At 48.8% G+C, this 16,572-nt stretch carries 12 protein-coding genes; 3 read left to right on the forward strand and 9 right to left on the reverse strand.

Annotation, left to right across the window (positions count from 1 at the left end):
- Positions 1-110: 110 nt before the first annotated feature.
- From F0316_RS07800 to F0316_RS07830, 7 genes are all read right to left on the reverse strand, one after another.
- Positions 111-1,184, reverse strand: coding sequence for a DUF1513 domain-containing protein (locus tag F0316_RS07800; RefSeq protein ID WP_162796599.1), 1,074 nt, complete (start codon positions 1,182-1,184; stop codon positions 111-113).
- Positions 1,174-2,181 carry an imelysin family protein gene (locus F0316_RS07805; protein ID WP_114762579.1) on the reverse strand — a complete coding sequence of 336 codons (1,008 nt, stop codon included), beginning with the start codon at positions 2,179-2,181 and terminating at the stop codon, positions 1,174-1,176. Before F0316_RS07805 ends, F0316_RS07800 begins: the two co-directional genes overlap by 11 nt.
- A gap of 9 nt (positions 2,182-2,190) precedes the next feature.
- Positions 2,191-3,576, reverse strand: coding sequence for a di-heme oxidoreductase family protein (locus F0316_RS07810; RefSeq protein ID WP_000842696.1), 1,386 nt, complete (start codon positions 3,574-3,576; stop codon positions 2,191-2,193).
- Positions 3,577-3,782: 206 nt separating this feature from the next.
- Positions 3,783-5,045, reverse strand: a complete 1,263-nt coding sequence (locus F0316_RS07815; RefSeq protein ID WP_001101418.1) for an imelysin family protein — start codon at positions 5,043-5,045, stop codon at positions 3,783-3,785.
- Between the two features lie 179 nt (positions 5,046-5,224).
- Positions 5,225-5,875 (reverse strand): GTP cyclohydrolase II, encoded by a 651-nt coding sequence (locus F0316_RS07820; RefSeq protein ID WP_001881029.1) that lies wholly within the window; start codon positions 5,873-5,875, stop codon positions 5,225-5,227.
- Between the two features lie 170 nt (positions 5,876-6,045).
- Positions 6,046-6,222: a globin family protein gene (locus F0316_RS07825; protein ID WP_000370567.1), complete on the reverse strand. Its 177-nt coding sequence runs from the start codon at positions 6,220-6,222 to the stop codon at positions 6,046-6,048.
- Positions 6,223-6,404: 182 nt separating this feature from the next.
- Positions 6,405-7,619, reverse strand: coding sequence for a sugar efflux transporter (locus tag F0316_RS07830; protein WP_088131475.1), 1,215 nt, complete (start codon positions 7,617-7,619; stop codon positions 6,405-6,407).
- 249 nt (positions 7,620-7,868) lie between these two features.
- Between F0316_RS07830 and F0316_RS07835 the strand changes: the two genes are divergently transcribed.
- Positions 7,869-8,768, forward strand: a complete 900-nt coding sequence (locus F0316_RS07835; RefSeq protein WP_001910727.1) for a helix-turn-helix domain-containing protein — start codon at positions 7,869-7,871, stop codon at positions 8,766-8,768.
- A 26-nt stretch (positions 8,769-8,794) separates the two neighbouring features.
- Here F0316_RS07835 and trhO read toward each other — a convergent pair whose 3' ends face one another.
- Both trhO and gyrA read right to left on the reverse strand, forming a co-directional pair.
- Complete coding sequence (gene trhO / locus F0316_RS07840) at positions 8,795-9,778, reverse strand: oxygen-dependent tRNA uridine(34) hydroxylase TrhO (RefSeq protein ID WP_046121674.1); 984 nt, start codon at positions 9,776-9,778, stop codon at positions 8,795-8,797.
- Positions 9,779-10,005: 227 nt separating this feature from the next.
- Positions 10,006-12,690 carry a DNA topoisomerase (ATP-hydrolyzing) subunit A gene (gene gyrA, locus F0316_RS07845; RefSeq protein WP_001281183.1) on the reverse strand — a complete coding sequence of 895 codons (2,685 nt, stop codon included), beginning with the start codon at positions 12,688-12,690 and terminating at the stop codon, positions 10,006-10,008.
- Positions 12,691-13,041: 351 nt separating this feature from the next.
- Between gyrA and ubiG the strand changes: the two genes are divergently transcribed.
- Positions 13,042-13,779, forward strand: coding sequence for a bifunctional 2-polyprenyl-6-hydroxyphenol methylase/3-demethylubiquinol 3-O-methyltransferase UbiG (gene ubiG, locus F0316_RS07850; protein WP_000146463.1), 738 nt, complete (start codon positions 13,042-13,044; stop codon positions 13,777-13,779).
- Between the two features lie 448 nt (positions 13,780-14,227).
- Positions 14,228-16,513 carry a class 1a ribonucleoside-diphosphate reductase subunit alpha gene (gene nrdA / locus F0316_RS07855; RefSeq protein WP_001075912.1) on the forward strand — a complete coding sequence of 762 codons (2,286 nt, stop codon included), beginning with the start codon at positions 14,228-14,230 and terminating at the stop codon, positions 16,511-16,513.
- The last annotated feature ends 59 nt before the right edge of the window (positions 16,514-16,572 follow it).

Below are 16,572 nucleotides of genomic sequence, written 5' to 3' on the forward strand. Positions count from 1 at the left end.
GACGGCAAGCAAGGCGGCGGCAAGTACGTTCATCCCCATAAGCCCAGAGAGACTATGGGGGAGAACAAACGTGGCCAACGCCGCTGCCACATCAAGTAGGAGGGTTATGCCTAGATCGCTGACCAATGGTTGTCCCACATCACATTGCTCATATGCGATTGCGAGAGCGCAGGTGCAGATTGCAAAATGATTTTGCCCGACCCCGAACTGATTTGAAAAGCACCATGGCGAACAACCACGCCGGAAGCATCGGCTAAAGCGGCTAATTCCACCAATTCGCCCGTGGCTTTTGACCAGATCCCATAGCAATTCCCGGGGGGAGAGGTGGCAAGAATCCACTCATCGGTCGCCGCAATACTGGCAATGTAGTGATTAAAACGAGCCCACTGCTCAGGCTCTGCTTGTAATGGCTTAAGCGGACCAGTCCCCGTGTGCATGGCAACTAAGGGAGGATAATCGTCTGGCTGGCCGCGATATTGCTGACCACACAGGACTGTGTTATCCCCATCATGAGCCAAATGACGGATGCTCAGATGGCGATCAGGTAAAGTGATTTGCTCCAGTACCTCACCTTGCGCTGAGAGGTAAGTCAAACTTGGCTGCATACTCTCTAGATTTAACGGCTCACGGCCAAAAGTGTGTACACCACCAACCCCCACGACTACGCGACCATCGGCCATCAAGATCACTTCGTGAGGACCAATCCCAAAACCGCTCCATTCCGCGACTTTTTGATAGTGGTGAGTCACATCATAAACGCCAATCACACCACGACTGGTTTTCTGATCCCCTTCCGTGGCATATAAGTAGCGGCCATCATGTGAATAGACACCATGTCCGTAGTAGTAACGCTGCGTATCGGCGGGACGCAGCACAATTTGCTGAGCCGTTTGATAATCAAACACCGACATAAACTGACCGGGACGGCGTGCAAAAGCCACCGCATGCGGCAACGTTGGGTGAATGGCAATACCATGCCCTCGAGCAGGTAAGGCAAGCTTACCAACCGCCTGCCCAGCGTTATCTGCCATCACTACACTAAAGCGTTCTCGCCCTTCTATTGCACAGCCAATCAAGGCTGGCTGGGGCGATCGAGCAGAGCTACAACCGCTGATTAGCCAAGGTGTCGTGCAGCCAAAAAGCGCCACTTGCAATAAGTGGCGACGTGTTGCATCAGTCACCATCGGTTGCATTAAACCCTATGACCACTCCGAGTCCCACAGCCACTTCGTCGTGCAGCAAATAGTTCAGTTGCTCGAGCTTGTCGCGCAAAACTAAACCCTCGCGATACCCCGCTTTGGTTTGCAGCAAATCAAACAGGCTTGCTTGTTGCGGCCAAGTTTCGATAATCCCGGCCAACTGAGTGGTGACGCGATCCGCCGTGGCAACCATACCTTGTTGGCGCAGCATCGCATCCATACCTTTACCATCGGCAAGGTATAAGGCTTGAATCGCCAACAAGTTATAACGCATATTGCTCAGCGAGGTTTTCGAGCGCCACGACTCCGAGAAATAAGGCCGTGGCTGACCAATATTGGCCAGCGGCCGATTGAGCTTAGAGAGCGTAAACTCCAACTGATTGGAAAGCAGCGCGATGTACTCCGCACGCCAAGTGCGATCATCCAAAGATTGCCATGGGTTCTCTTGCCAAGCCTTAGCAATGTGAGTGGCATTACGCTGCACAGTCGCACTGATAGCCATTGCGGCTGGACAAGCTTGCTGCGGTGCAGTCAGCAAAGGCGATGCGCTATCGAAAATGAGCCATTCCAATGCCCCCAACCCTTGCACTGCCACACTCTGTTTTGCAATATCGTCGACTTCCCATACTGGCGGTTTGGCGAGCAGCTGCTTCATTTTATGCCCAGTCGTGTCTTTTTTATCTGGCCAGAATTGCATATTCCAGCTCAAATCTAATGCAGCACTCGGCCCACGCTGCTGTCCTTGTAAGGCCATCCAACCTTGCATGCTGGCTTGCCACTCTTGTTTCAGTGGTGATATATCCGTCGTCGGCGCTTGGCAATAGTGAGCCATACGCTGCTGTAACTGCTTGGTTTGCTCAGCGAGAATGTGGGCAGATTCACGCTCTAGCTCGAATACCGCTTGACTAGGATGCTCCATGTCTGGAGCACTCTGACATGCAGCCAGTAAAGACACCGCTAGCAGAGTCACTGTTTTTTTCATCTTTCTCTCCTAAAGTGAATTCAAAAAGGCCACCAGCGCTTCACGCTGCGCTTTATCAAACTGCAGTACCTTATCGCGGCTCGCCTGCGCTTCACCGCCATGCCACAGCACCGCTTCCAGCACATTGCGCGCACGGCCATCATGCAAGAAATAGGTGTGTCCATTGACTTCTTGGGTATAACCTATCCCCCACAAAGGGGCAGTACGCCATTCACGCGCAGATGCCAAGGCCTCTGGACGACCATCACTCAAGCCTTCGCCCATATCATGCAGCAGCAGATCGGTGTACGGCTGAATTCGCTGCTTGGAAAGCGCAGGACGCTCAGCCAGCTCTTGCGTCAACACATTGGTTTTATGGCAAGATTGGCAACCCGCTTGGGCAAACAGTTTCTCCCCCTGTTGTACCTGTGGATCTTGCACGTTACGACGCACAGGCACCGCTAAGTGCTGAGCATAAAACTCGACGAAATCCAGAATGTTATCGCTCACTTCTGGTGAGCCACCATTCGGTAAATCACGGCAGAGTGTCTGCTTTTCGGTGCAGTTTTCTTGCGGAAAGAGATGACTGGTTAATCCCAGATCGCCATTAAAGGCCGCCGCATTTTGCTGCATGATGTTGGGTTGGCCCGCTTTCCAGCCAAAACGGCCAATCGCCATTTCGCCAGTGCGTACATCGCGCACTTGGTTAACACGGCCGGAAATACCATCGCCATCGCGATCCTCAGGGTCAGCCCACTGTAATAAGGTCGCATCCGGGATCGCTTCTAACAGTCCAAGTCCAATCATCGGCGGCGCAACCCGCGCCGACATTTGCACATCTGGGTGCATCTCACCATAAGCGAGATCCAAAATCTTTAGGTTCGGTTTCCGAAGTGCCACAGGAGTACCATCGGCAAAAGTGACGACCACTTCATCATACGTAATGTGGATTCGCCCTTCTGGTTTTTGGTCGGGTAGCGAAAAATCTTGTAGCTGCCCGCCATAAGTCGGCTCTGGCACTACGCCATTGACCGCATAGATGGCTTTTTGCTGCTCAGTAACCGCAGGAATACTCAAACGCACCAGCATGGAAACCGCTTGTGTGTCATTAGGCTCTGGTGGATGGCCTCGTCCGTCTTTAATGTGGCAGTTTTGGCAGCCATTGGTATTAAAAAGAGGTCCTAGTCCGTCGCGCGCATCCGTCGAAGCGGGAGCGGGAACCCAAGGATTGCGGAAAAAGCTGTTACCAACACTAAAATCAAGGCGTTTCGCCATCGGCAAATTCGCGGCCGGTATCGAAAACGCATTGGCTCCCTCTTTCGTGGTACTGGTTTCCCCACCCGATTTAATCTCTGTTGCCAAAGCAAAGTTGCTCAAGGCGCTCGTGAGTAATAACAGAGATAAAGACGACTTCATGACATGGTTCCTGTAAAAAAACGACCCAATCCCCGATTCCCTTTACCGTATAAGTAGCTGCGGAATTGACGCTGCATACCAAACTATTGAGGAATTATCATCGACGTAAAGCGAGATTGGGTTTTATTGCAAAAATAAGTTATCCCTTTCTCCATGCATAAACCAAAGGCCATTGCGCGAAGAAAGGGATGAGGACAGTGACAAGATTAAAACTCGTGATCTGCCGTATCTGGGTTTAGATTATCGATCCCGATGATGCCTGCCGCGCGCTCAATCGAACCCGTTTGCGCGACGAGCGCCATAATGGCTTGATTGATAATCGCATGCCCTGCCGCGTTATCTGCCGCGATCAGTTGATCAAAGTGCTGGTTATTTTTTTCAGCTGCCGTGACTAACTCACCCACTTGCGTGCGCGCCGCTTCAAACTGTTGCAGGATCTCTTTTGCCGCATTGGCATCTTTCTCTGCAACCAATTGGTACAGACTTGGGCCTTTTAGCTCGGAACCATCGGCGCGAGTGTAGCTACCCGTGTAGATATTGTAGATACCTTGTTCGTTGTAGTAGTGCGAGTTATGCGTGTTATCCGAGAAGCAATCGTGCTCATCTTCCGTTGAATTCGCTTCCAGCGCGACTTTCATACGTTCACCCGCCAATTCACCCAGTGATAGCGAGCCCATACCAAACAGCATTTTACGCAGACCATTTTCCGCTGACTCACTCAGCAGTTGTTGGCGATAATTATCTTTTTCGCCACTCGCCCACTGCTTCTCCATCCACTCCAGATCGGTCACCAACAGTTGCGCGGCGGCTTTGAGGTATTGTGCACGGCGATCACAGTGGTTATTGGTACAGGCTTTGCCTTGCAGATAATCCGTGTATGAGCGAGCACCGGCACCGGCTTTAGTGCCGTTTAAATCTTGTCCCCATAACAGAAATTCAATCGCGTGGTAGCCCGATGCCACGTTGGCTTCAGAGCCACCGATTTCGTTGAGGCTGGCCAGCAGCTCAGGCGTGATCTCTTTCACATCAACTTTCGTTGCGCCAATGGTCAGTGCAGTATTGGCAATGATATTGGCATTTGCGCCTTCATTGCCCAGTTCATGTTGGTAACTTCCTGCCACATAATCGATCAAACCTTCATCTAGCGGCCACGCGTTCAACTGACCTTCCCAGTCATCGACAATCGCGTTACCAAAACGGAACACTTCTGATTGTTGATAAGGCACACGCGCCGCCAACCACGCTTGTTTCACTTCTTCCAGACCTTGTGCGGTCGGAGCTTGTAAGAAACGGTCGATGGTTTTTTGCAGTTGCTGCGCAGTCACACGTGAATCGGCATAAACGGCATGCGCAATATCGGCATAATGTTCAACCACTTGGGCTTGAGTTGGCGCTGCAGCGAAGCTCGCTGATGTAGTGAGCGTCAGTGAAGCTAAGATGGCGGAAGAGAGAATAGACTTAACGTTCATGGAGCGTCCTTGTTGAGCTTGATATGAATTGCAAATTATTATCATTTGTTATTTCGATGCAAATAATACAAATTTACAATTTTTTTTCAACCTGAACACACAAAAAACCCCACAAGTGTGGGGTTTAATAACATGCGATATTATCGGCAGTAACGCGAATCTATTTATAAAACTGAAGGTTACAGTTTGAGTTGATGCTTACCGTGAGAAACTTTGGCTTTCAGGTAATTTTCATTACCGTCTTTGATGTGTGCTGAGGTATGAACCACCTCGACAATCTCAATGCCATGTTCTTGTAACTCACGGATCTTTTTCGGATTGTTCGTCACCAAGCGGATCTTCTTCACTCCCAAGGCTTGTAGCATTTGTGCGGCTTCCGTAAAGTCACGCAGATCATCCCCAAAACCGAGGTGATTATTGGCTTCATAAGTATTCATGCCCTGACTTTGCAAGCGATACGCATCAATCTTGTTATACAGACCAATACCTCGCCCTTCTTGACGTAAATACAGAATGATGCCGCCTGATTGCCCCATGCGAGTAATGGTTTCTTCTAGCTGTTCACCACAGTCGCAACGAGACGAATGGAAAACATCGCCCGTTAAACACTCCGAGTGCATACGCACAAGCGGGGCTTCTTGGGTGGTATCCGCTGATTTGAAAATCACTGCAACGTGTTCTTTGTCTGATTGCAGTCCATGAAATGACAGGATTTCTGCGTCAATATTGCTTTTCGCACCGACTTTAAAATCGACTCTGGCTCTTACTTCCGCCATGTTTGCACTCACTTGAATTTCTGTAACGGGATGCACGTTTCTCAACATTTGCATAACTTGTCTCTACTAGTGACCTAACTATGAGGGCTGATACCCCTTTTTTCAAAGAAAAGATCACTCGAAGGCTTAAATTGTTATGTTATAACAAATGCCTTTTTGAGCAACAAAAAACCCAACCGGAGTGGGTTGGGTTCATTCAAGCATCAAAATAGGGATAAAAATAATCAGTTTTGCGACTTCTTCCAGACGCTCAACTCAATCCAGATTTGCTCTAATTGACGTAACTCTTCATCGGTTAATACCGAGAGTGTCGGTTTTGATTGTGGCGCTGAATGAGCTTGCAACGCGCTCAACTGCGCGTAGAACTCTTTCTTCAGCTGGGTAACAACCGAATTGTCCACCTACTCTCTCCACAATTTCATCCATTTCTTAAAAATAATACCTTCTTTCATAATTATTTCTTATCACGCAATAAGATATGGAAGTATGGTCACATAATTTTTACAGTTTAGAGAATAATTACGCAGCGAGTACCTTGGCGAATACCTCAAGCGATCCCAACGCAACGCATTTTTCTTTGCCCTTAATGGACCGAGACTCCACTTTGCACCGCTTCGGTTGGCATTGCTTTGCGCTGTAGTTGACTAAACAACGCCAACAGCAGTAAAGCACTGAAAGCACCAGTTAAAGAAACATACAAGGTACTGAAATAGTTATAAAACTCACCGACTACGCCAACCGATAAGCTCGCCACCAAAGTACTGATACTGAGCATGCTCGAAAATAAGGTGGAAGCCGTGCCCAATCGGTCTTGCATCATGTCCTGCAGCACCACCATGCCTAGCGTCGCGCACACGCCGATAAAAAAGCCATTGAGAACTTGCGCGGCCATCATAGCAACAAACCCAGTGTGGGTCAGCATCACACCGTAAAACAAGATGCCGCTGGTGATCCCAAGCATCAGCAATTTATTTGTTCCCCATCGCTCGGCAAGTTTTCCCGCCATTAACATGACCGGAATTTCACACAATGCGGCCGTGCCAAACAGCAACCCTAGCCAATGTTCAGGCACCATCAACTCACGTGATAAATAGAGCGGCATACTGGTGATATAAAGATTGTTTGAGCCAAAAGTACATACCAAGGTCACGCAGTACAGTACGATCAAAGCACGCTTACGGGGGGAATATTGTCCAAGTTCGACTGGCGTGGTTCCAACGGCGGCGGCGGTTTTCACCCCTGCTGGCAAAAAGCGAGCAATCAGCACTATGCCTAAAAACACTATCAGAGCAGACACCGCAAAGGCGGCATTAAAGCCGAAACTGGCTTTAAGCATAAAGGCCGCCGGAGGGCCAAATACCCAAGCAATCGCAATTCCGGCACGCATGGTAGAGAGGAAGGTCGTTTTATCGGTTAAATGCTGATCGGCGTATTCGCGGCCAAGCGCAAAAAGCTGACCAAATGACGCGCCACTCACGCTAGCAAACAGTACCACCACCATGATGGCGAGACTGTAGCTGCGAATAAACATAAAGCTGACCACAGTGATGAGATAACAGATTAACGAAACCAATAAGATGGTTTTACGCTGCCAATGACGATCTGATTGGCGCGCAAGCCACTGCGAGACGATAACTGAGCTGACGACTGCCAACACCATATACAGGCTCAGTTGCATCGGTGAAGCATCGAGCGCCTCAACAATAAACAGACTGGAGAGTGGGTAGAAAAACGCTCCGCATAGACCCGTAACCAGTGTCGACATAATAAACAGTAAAGCGGTTTTATCTCGATACATGCAGTAACCTCATAGCAATATTCGATGGAATCTCCTTCCTACTTGGCAGCGTCGCTTTATCCCTAAACGACTTAGAGCAGCAGGGGGATTATGGCGGCTAGTGTACTGAATCTGGGCATGAGTTATTGATGTTATTCGAGCCAGTTCTAATACTATTCAGGCAAAATCACTTGATGATTTGACAGAAAATAACCCATTCCTCTAGTCTATCTCCATGCATTGAGCGCAGGAAAACTCACGTAAATCGTTATGCGACCTTTAATTGAAAATGTGATGAGCGGTATTAGTCAGGATTGGGTGCTGCGTGAATTTCGTAGCAAAAGCCAAACTCAAGAATTTTCCTGTCCTTGGCACTACCACACCGAATATGAATTAGTGCTCTACCAGAACCCAGATCAGCGTTTTGTCGGTAACTATTTTGCAGGGGATGCGATTGGCGCGGTTGAGCACAACACACTTTTACTTTACGGCCCCGGTTTGCCACATATGATTGCGGGTAGACAACTGATCAATAAAGCCCAAACTCTGTACTCAACGATTATCTGGTTCAAACAAGAGTGGCTAGACAAGCTACAGAGCGTATTGCCTCAAGCTCAAGCTTTGCAACGCTTGCAGCAACATGCCTCCTATGGCGTGCGTCTCAGTGAGCAAACCGCTACGCGCGTCGCCGAACTCCTAGCCAATGTCGATCAACAGCCTCACAGTTATCAATCTCTGCGCGTGATTGAATCCCTACTTGTGATGGCGGACGATGCGCAGGCGCAGCGTCTATCCGTCGCACCCTATGTGATGACGGCACTCACCAGCAACAGTGACACACATAAGAAAATTCAACTGGCCAAACAATATGTGGAGCAGCACTACGCACAAGCAATAAAAATTACCGACTTATGTCATCAGTTACATTTGAGCGAAAGCTCGGCGTATCGCTTATTTGAAAAGCACTATGGGATGAGTTTTTCTGAGCATTTAAAGCAGTTTCGAATTGGTAAAGCGTGTGAGCTTTTAGCCAGTTCTGCGCTGCCGATTGCGTTAATTGCCGAGCGAACTGGGTTTGGCAATTTGTCGAACTTTAACCGCCAATTTAAAACCCTCAAAACCATGACTCCGAGAGAGTTTCGCCAGCGATTTCAAGCAGTAAGTGGGTAGCAAAACGGCCACCCACTCACGACTCGTTAGCCTTTCTGGCCGCGCTGCGCCGCTTTGCGCGCCAGCTTTTCTGCGCGGCGTTTTTCAATCAGTGCCGCGCTCTCTTCACCGATATGGCTTTCACCACGCAGTTTCGCCAATTGAACTTGCTTTTCACGCTCACGGAAACGCTCTAGCTGCTCTTCGGAATGAGTACCAAAACAGCGCGGACAGCTAACGCCTTGTTCATACTGTTCGCTCTGCTTATCTTCCTCTGTGATAGGCAAACGGCAAGCATTACAGATTTGATAATCACTTTCGGCAAGGCCATGCCCTACCGCAACGCGCCCATCAAACACATAGCAATCCCCTTCCCACAAGCTTTGCTCTTGAGGCACCTCTTCAAGATATTTCAAGATGCCGCCTTCAAGGTGATACACCTCTTCAAAGCCTTGCTCTTTCAAATATGCGGTGGATTTTTCACAGCGGATCCCGCCAGTACAGAACATGGCGACTTTCTTGTGCTTTTGCGGATCAAGGTTTTCCTGTACATACTGTGGAAACTCGCGGAACGTCTCCGTTTTTGGGTTGAGCGCGTTTTTAAAGGTGCCAAGCTGTACTTCGTAGTCGTTTCGGGTATCCACCACCAAGACTTCAGGATCGGAAATCAGCGCGTTCCAATCTTGCGGCTTCACATAAGTACCCACTACATGACGGGGATCTATGCCTTCTACGCCCATGGTCACGATCTCTTTTTTGAGTTTGACCTTAGTGCGGTTAAACGGTGGCTCAGAGGCAGAAGACTCTTTATACACAGTGCCTTTTAAACTCGGTTCGTTTTCTAGCCACGCCAGCAGCGCATCAATCCCTTGGCGAGAAGAAGCGACCGTACCGTTAATGCCTTCTTGCGCCAGCAATAATGTGCCGCGAATGTGGTTCTCTTCCATCAGTGCCAGCAGCGGCGCTCTTAGCTCTTGGTAATGATTGAGCTCAACAAATTTGTAGAGCGCACAGACAACATATTGACTCATGGTATGACCTTTCAATTACAACACCTATAAATTGGGCGGGCATTATACCCAAGCAAACCGATGACAAATACGGAGTGTTTTTGGGGGTATAGCGTCTGATGCGATCAATAGTACTGCTATCTAGGCATAGGCAGGATCAAAAAAGCCGGACGATTGTCCGGCTTTGATTAGGCACTTTATGAATTTCCCTACCTAAGGGTGATTAGGTAGGGGTATGACAGAGCAGATTACTCTTGTTCACCATCATCATCTTGTGCAACAGGTGCATCGTTCTCGACAAGTGCTTCCTCGCCTTCTGGCAATTCCGACTCTTCGATTTCATCGATACGCTGCAGACCTACCACACTTTCACCTTCCGAAGTACGGATCAGGGTCACGCCTTGGGTATTACGGCCCACTTGGCTTACTTCCGCCACGCGAGTACGTACCAATGTGCCGGCATTGGTGATCATCATGAACTCATCACCCTCGGCCACTTGTACTGCACCCACTACGCTGCCGTTACGCTCAGAGACTTTAATCGAAACCACACCCTGAGTACCACGACCTTTGGTTGGGTATTCAGATAGGCTAGTACGTTTGCCGTAACCATTTTCAGTTACGGTGAGTACGTCACCTTCGGTCTTCGGCACGATGAGCGATACCACTTGGTCGCCATCAGCCAGTTTCATGCCGCGAACACCCGCAGCAGTACGCCCCATTGGTCTTACGCCTTTGAACTTGATCTCTGGCTGGCCATTTTCATCCAGCACAGGTTGACCATTTTCATCCACAACGGCGGTTTCTTCGGACTCTTTAAAGCGAACCACTTTACCGAATTTAGAGAACAGCATAATTTCGCTTTCGCCATCGGTAATATCCACACCAATCAGCGAGTCTTCGTCACGCAGGTTGAGCGCAATCAAACCATTCGCACGAACGTTGGCAAACTGATCCAGCGAAGTTTTCTTCACAGTACCGTCACCGGTTGCCATGAAGATGAATTTATCTTCACTAAACTCAGTCACTGGCAGAATCGCGGTGATGCGCTCGTTTTCTTCCAGAGGAAGCAGGTTCACGATTGGCTTACCACGCGCAGTACGGCTGGCGAGCGGCAGTTGGTATACCTTCATACGGTAAGTTTTGCCGCGAGTCGAGAACAGCAGAATGTTATCGTGAGTATTGGCAACCAGAAGACGCTCAATGTAGTCCTCTTCTTTCATCTTGGTTGCGCTCTTACCTTTACCACCACGACGCTGTGCTTCGTAGTCGCTCAGTAATTGATACTTCACATAACCTTCGTGTGACAAAGTCACAACCACATCTTCACGGGCGATCAGCTCTTCCATGTCGATGTCGTGCGTTGCTGCCGTGATTTCAGTGCGGCGTGCATCACTAAAGCCAGCGCGAATCGCTTCAAGCTCTTCACGGATCACTTCCATCAAGCGCTCTGTGCTCGCCAGAATGTGCATCAATGCCGCAATTTCTTCGAGAAGTTGTTTGTACTCATCGAGGATCTTCTCGTGCTCTAGACCAGTCAGCTTATGCAGACGCAGATCCAGAATCGCTTGCGCTTGTTGCTCAGTCAGGAAGTACTTGCCATCGCGGATGCCGTATTGTGGCTCAAGCCACTCAGGACGCGCCGCATCCGTACCAGCACGCTCAAGCATTGCCGCAACGTTGCCAAGATCCCAACCACGGGCAATTAAGCCTTCTTTTGCTTCTGCAGGCGTGGAGGCACGGCGGATCAGTTCAATGATTTCATCAATGTTAGCCAGAGCCAGTGCCAAACCTTCAAGGATGTGGGCACGTTCACGCGCTTTACGCAGTTCAAAAATAGTACGACGAGTCACCACTTCGCGGCGGTGGTCGACGAAACACTTCAGCATCTCTTTCAGGTTAAACAGCTTAGGCTGACCGTTATCGAGTGCCACCATGTTGATACCGAAGGTGGTTTGCAGCTGAGTGTTGGCATACAGGTTGTTCAGAACTACTTCGCCAACCGCATCACGCTTACACTCAATCACAATGCGCATACCGTCTTTATCAGACTCGTCACGCAGTGCACTGATCCCTTCGACTTTTTTCTCTTTCACCAACTCAGCGATTTTTTCGATCAAGCGCGCTTTGTTCACTTGATAAGGGATTTCGCTGACGATAATGGTTTCTTTGCCGTTCTTATCGGTTTCGATTTCCGCTTTCGAGCGCATGTAAACCTTGCCGCGGCCGGTTTTGTACGCGTCAATGATGCCTTTACGGCCACTGATCAGCGCTGCGGTTGGGAAATCTGGACCAGGAATGTAGTCCATCAACTCATCAATGGTGATCGATTCATTGTCGATGTAGGCTAAACAGCCATCGATCACTTCACCTAAGTTGTGCGGAGGAATGTTGGTTGCCATACCCACCGCAATACCGGATGAACCGTTGATCAGCAGGTTCGGGATCTTTGTCGGCAATACCGCAGGGATCTGCTCGGTGCCGTCATAGTTCGGAACGTAGTCAACGGTTTCTTTGTCTAGGTCTGCCAAGAGTTCGTGCGCGATTTTCGACATACGAACTTCGGTATAACGCATTGCCGCCGCGGAGTCGCCGTCGATCGAGCCAAAGTTACCTTGGCCATCGACCAACATGTAACGAAGTGAGAAAGGCTGCGCCATACGCACGATGGTGTCGTAAACCGCACTGTCACCATGAGGGTGATATTTACCGATTACGTCACCTACCACACGGGCAGATTTTTTATAGGCTTTGTTCCAGTCGTTGCCCAGCACATTCATCGCGAACAGTACGCGTCGGTGTACTGGTTTAAGGCCATCACGCACATCAGGAAGAGCACGACCCACGATAACCGACATCGCGTAGTCCAAATACGAACTGCGTAGCTCGTCTTCGATGTTTACGGGCGTGATCTCTTTAGCTAGATCGCTCATAGAGCCATTATCCCTCTATAGTTTGATCGGTATACCCAAATTCTTACTGAAACGAAGCTCACTACAAGATTGAGCGCCAAGTCAGTCGAGAACTGGATATTCTTGATACTTATAAGGTGAAAAAATATAACACATGTTTCCACGCTTCGGCATTACTTTCCCTGACCTTTTATCAGGTTGTGACCTTGGTTGCGTCTTAAATGCCGAGAATTTACACATTCCTTGCACTTGGCAAAGTTAGATGGTTGTTTTTTAAACGCTCATCGCCAAATCTGGCATCTCAACTGGTGCGATTTACTCAGCGCGCTATAATACCCACTCTTCACGGATGCGTAACACAGGCGATACAAGATGGCTTCAATAGACTTGGCTTCGACACCACTGACAGCAACACAGAACGTCGATCCTAATGAAATCAAAAAATTTGAGGATATGGCTTCCCGTTGGTGGGATCTGGAAGGAGAATTTAAGCCTTTACACCAGATCAACCCTCTACGTTTGAACTATGTGCTAGAAAAAGCCAATGGCCTGTTTGGGAAGAGGGTTTTGGATGTCGGCTGTGGTGGCGGCATTTTAGCCGAAAGCATGGCGCGCGAAGGCGCACAAGTGACTGGTCTTGATATGGGGAAAGAGCCGCTTGAAGTAGCACGTTTACATGCCCTTGAGACGGGTACCAAACTCACCTACATCCAAAGCACGGTGGAAGCACATGCTGAGGCCAACCCGCACACCTATGATGTAGTGACTTGCATGGAGATGCTGGAGCACGTTCCTGACCCACTTTCCGTGATCCAGTCTTGCGCCAAACTGGTTAAGCCCGGCGGCCATGTGTTTTTTTCGACCCTGAATCGCAACGTCAAATCCTATCTATTTGCGATCGTGGGGGCTGAGAAGCTGCTGAAAATCGTTCCAGAAGGCACGCATGACCACAACAAATTCATTCGCCCTTCTGAGCTTTTGAAGATGGTTGATCATACTGCGCTGCAAGAACAAGGCATCACAGGTTTACACTACAATCCGTTTACCGATACCTATCGTTTAGGGTCGAATGTCGATGTGAATTACATCGTCCATACTCGCCTTTTTTAGCGCATACTCCACGCTAAAAAATCGATGCGGTAGCACAAGTTACCGCGCTTTTTTAGCCTATTTTTCGTGCGTTTGATTCCATTTTAAACGATCCATTTTTAGGGTGAATTTTTCCTTAAAGATCAAGAAATTTTTTTTCGTTTGTGGTTACGAATAAAGCGATGTGCAAACGGCGATTTTTTACAATCAATTCTGCTCTTAGATCATCAGTAAGTAGGTACTAACTGATTTTTTTAATTTTGCTAGTTATCCACAAAATGTCCCAAAGCTGTAACTTGCAATACCGATGCTATAGCACTATCTTGTAACCCGAACACTGAAGCACCCCTACATATAGTGTTTATGACACTATATGTAGGGCGAGCTCGATCACAAAAGCCTCGATTCAATTTACAAGATTTAGACAAAAACACGGCTTTTATCAGTTTTGTTAGGGAAATGAAGCAGAATGAACCAACAACTTACTGTCACCAAGCGTGATGGCCGCAAAGAAAACATTGATCTGGATAAGATCCACCGAGTGATCACTTGGGCTGCCGAAGGTCTGCAAAACGTATCTGTCTCACAAGTAGAACTGCGCGCTCACATTCAGTTCTATGACGGCATTACGACTTCAGACATTCATGAAACCATCATTAAGTCAGCCGCGGATTTGATCTCAGAAGAGACCCCCGACTACCAATACCTTGCTGCGCGTCTTGCGGTTTTCCACCTGCGCAAAAAGGCCTACGGTCAATACGAACCACCCACACTGCTCGCTCATGTCACCAAGATGGTTGAGAAAGGTAAGTACGACAAGCATTTGCTCGAAGACTATACCCGTGAAGAGCTGGAGCTGATGGATCAGTTCATTGATCACCGTCGTGACCTGGATTTCTCTTACGCTGCGGTGAAACAGCTTGAAGGCAAATATTTCGTACAAAACCGTGTTACCGGCCAAATCTACGAAAGTGCACAGTTCCTCTATATTCTGGTTGCGGCTTGCCTGTTTGCGAAGTATCCCAAAGAGACGCGCCTTGATTACATCAAGCGTTTCTACGATGCGACGTCGACCTTTAAGATCTCGCTACCTACACCGATTATGTCGGGTGTACGTACTCCTACTCGTCAGTTCAGCTCTTGCGTACTGATTGAATGTGGTGACAGCCTTGATTCTATCAATGCAACGGCAAGCTCGATTGTTCGCTACGTTTCACAGCGTGCCGGTATCGGTATCAACGCCGGTCGTATTCGTGCGCTGGGTTCGGAAATCCGTGGCGGTGAAGCGTTCCACACTGGCTGTATCCCCTTCTACAAATACTTCCAAACCGCGGTGAAATGCTGCTCGCAAGGTGGTGTTCGTGGTGGTGCAGCAACCGTATTTTACCCTCTGTGGCATGGTGAAGCAGAATCTCTGCTGGTTCTGAAGAACAACCGTGGTGTAGAAGAGAACCGTGTTCGTCATATGGATTACGGTGTTCAGCTCAACAAACTGATGTACAAGCGTCTGGTTGAAGGCGGTAACATTACCCTATTCTCTCCTTCTGATGTGCCGGGACTGTACGACGCTTTCTTCCAAGATCAGGATGAGTTCGAACGCCTGTACGTGAAGTACGAAAACGATCCTTCAATTAAAAAGAAAACTGTTAAAGCGCTGGAAATCTTTACTCTGCTGATGCAAGAGCGTGCTTCAACAGGCCGTATCTATATCCAAAACGTTGACCACTGTAACACGCACAGCCCATTTGATGCGGCCGTTGCACCTGTGCGTCAATCAAACCTGTGTCTGGAAATCGCGCTGCCGACTTCGCCACTGGCGAATGTGGAAGATGAAAGCGGTGAAATTGCTCTGTGTACCCTCTCTGCGTTTAACTTAGGCGCGATTGAGTCACTGGATGATTTTGAAGAGCTGTCTGACCTTGTGGTTCGTGCTCTAGATGCATTATTAGATTACCAAGACTACCCACTGCCTGCGGCACGTCGTTCTTCAATGAACCGCCGTACTCTGGGTGTGGGTGTGATCAACTACGCTTACTACCTAGCGAAAAACGGTGTGAAATACTCTGACGGCAGCGCAAATGGCCTGACGCACCGCACGTTTGAAGCCATGCAGTATCACTTGCTGCGCGCTTCTATGAAGCTGGCGAAAGAACAAGGTCGTTGCCCACTGTTCCATGAAACCAACTACGCGAAAGGCTTGATGCCAATCGATACTTATAAGAAAGATATCGATCTGGTGTGTGCAGAGCCTCTGCATTACGACTGGGACAAGCTGCGTCACGAGATCATGGAACACGGTCTGCGTAACTCGACGCTGACGGCACTGATGCCTTCTGAGACGTCATCACAAATCTCTAACGCGACCAACGGTATTGAGCCACCACGTGGTTACGTCTCGGTCAAAGCCTCAAAAGACGGCATCTTGAAGCAAGTGGTTCCAGAATTCACTCGCTTAAAAGAGAACTATGAACTGCTGTGGAACATCGGCTCAAACGATGGCTATCTGCACTTAGTGGGTATCATGCAAAAGTTCGTTGACCAAGCGATCTCTGCCAATACTAACTACGATCCAAGCAATTTCGATTCTGGCAAAGTACCGATGAAAAAACTGCTCCAAGATCTGCTGACAGCGTATAAGTTTGGTGTGAAAACCTTGTACTACCATAACACTCGTGATGGCGCGAAAGACGAGCAGACCGATGCTACGGTGAAAGTGCAGGAAGACGATTGTGCCAGCGGCGCTTGTAAGATCTAAGCGCCTGCTTCTAAAGCACAACACGAGAAAATAGTTTAACTCTTTGATTTGCATGCCTC

Origin of the sequence: Vibrio cholerae (genome assembly GCF_008369605.1) — a bacterium.
Taxonomy (GTDB): domain Bacteria; phylum Pseudomonadota; class Gammaproteobacteria; order Enterobacterales; family Vibrionaceae; genus Vibrio; species Vibrio cholerae.

Coding starts and splice junctions, on each gene's coding strand:
- F0316_RS07800 (WP_162796599.1), bottom strand. CDS start 1,184: ATGGTGACTGATGCAACACGTCGCCACTTATTGCAAGTGGCGCTTTTT.
- F0316_RS07805 (WP_114762579.1), bottom strand. CDS start 2,181: ATGAAAAAAACAGTGACTCTGCTAGCGGTGTCTTTACTGGCTGCATGT.
- F0316_RS07810 (WP_000842696.1), bottom strand. CDS start 3,576: ATGAAGTCGTCTTTATCTCTGTTATTACTCACGAGCGCCTTGAGCAAC.
- F0316_RS07815 (WP_001101418.1), bottom strand. CDS start 5,045: ATGAACGTTAAGTCTATTCTCTCTTCCGCCATCTTAGCTTCACTGACG.
- F0316_RS07820 (WP_001881029.1), bottom strand. CDS start 5,875: ATGCAAATGTTGAGAAACGTGCATCCCGTTACAGAAATTCAAGTGAGT.
- F0316_RS07830 (WP_088131475.1), bottom strand. CDS start 7,619: ATGTATCGAGATAAAACCGCTTTACTGTTTATTATGTCGACACTGGTT.
- F0316_RS07835 (WP_001910727.1), top strand. CDS start 7,869: ATGCGACCTTTAATTGAAAATGTGATGAGCGGTATTAGTCAGGATTGG.
- trhO (WP_046121674.1), bottom strand. CDS start 9,778: ATGAGTCAATATGTTGTCTGTGCGCTCTACAAATTTGTTGAGCTCAAT.
- gyrA (WP_001281183.1), bottom strand. CDS start 12,690: ATGAGCGATCTAGCTAAAGAGATCACGCCCGTAAACATCGAAGACGAG.
- ubiG (WP_000146463.1), top strand. CDS start 13,042: ATGGCTTCAATAGACTTGGCTTCGACACCACTGACAGCAACACAGAAC.
- nrdA (WP_001075912.1), top strand. CDS start 14,228: ATGAACCAACAACTTACTGTCACCAAGCGTGATGGCCGCAAAGAAAAC.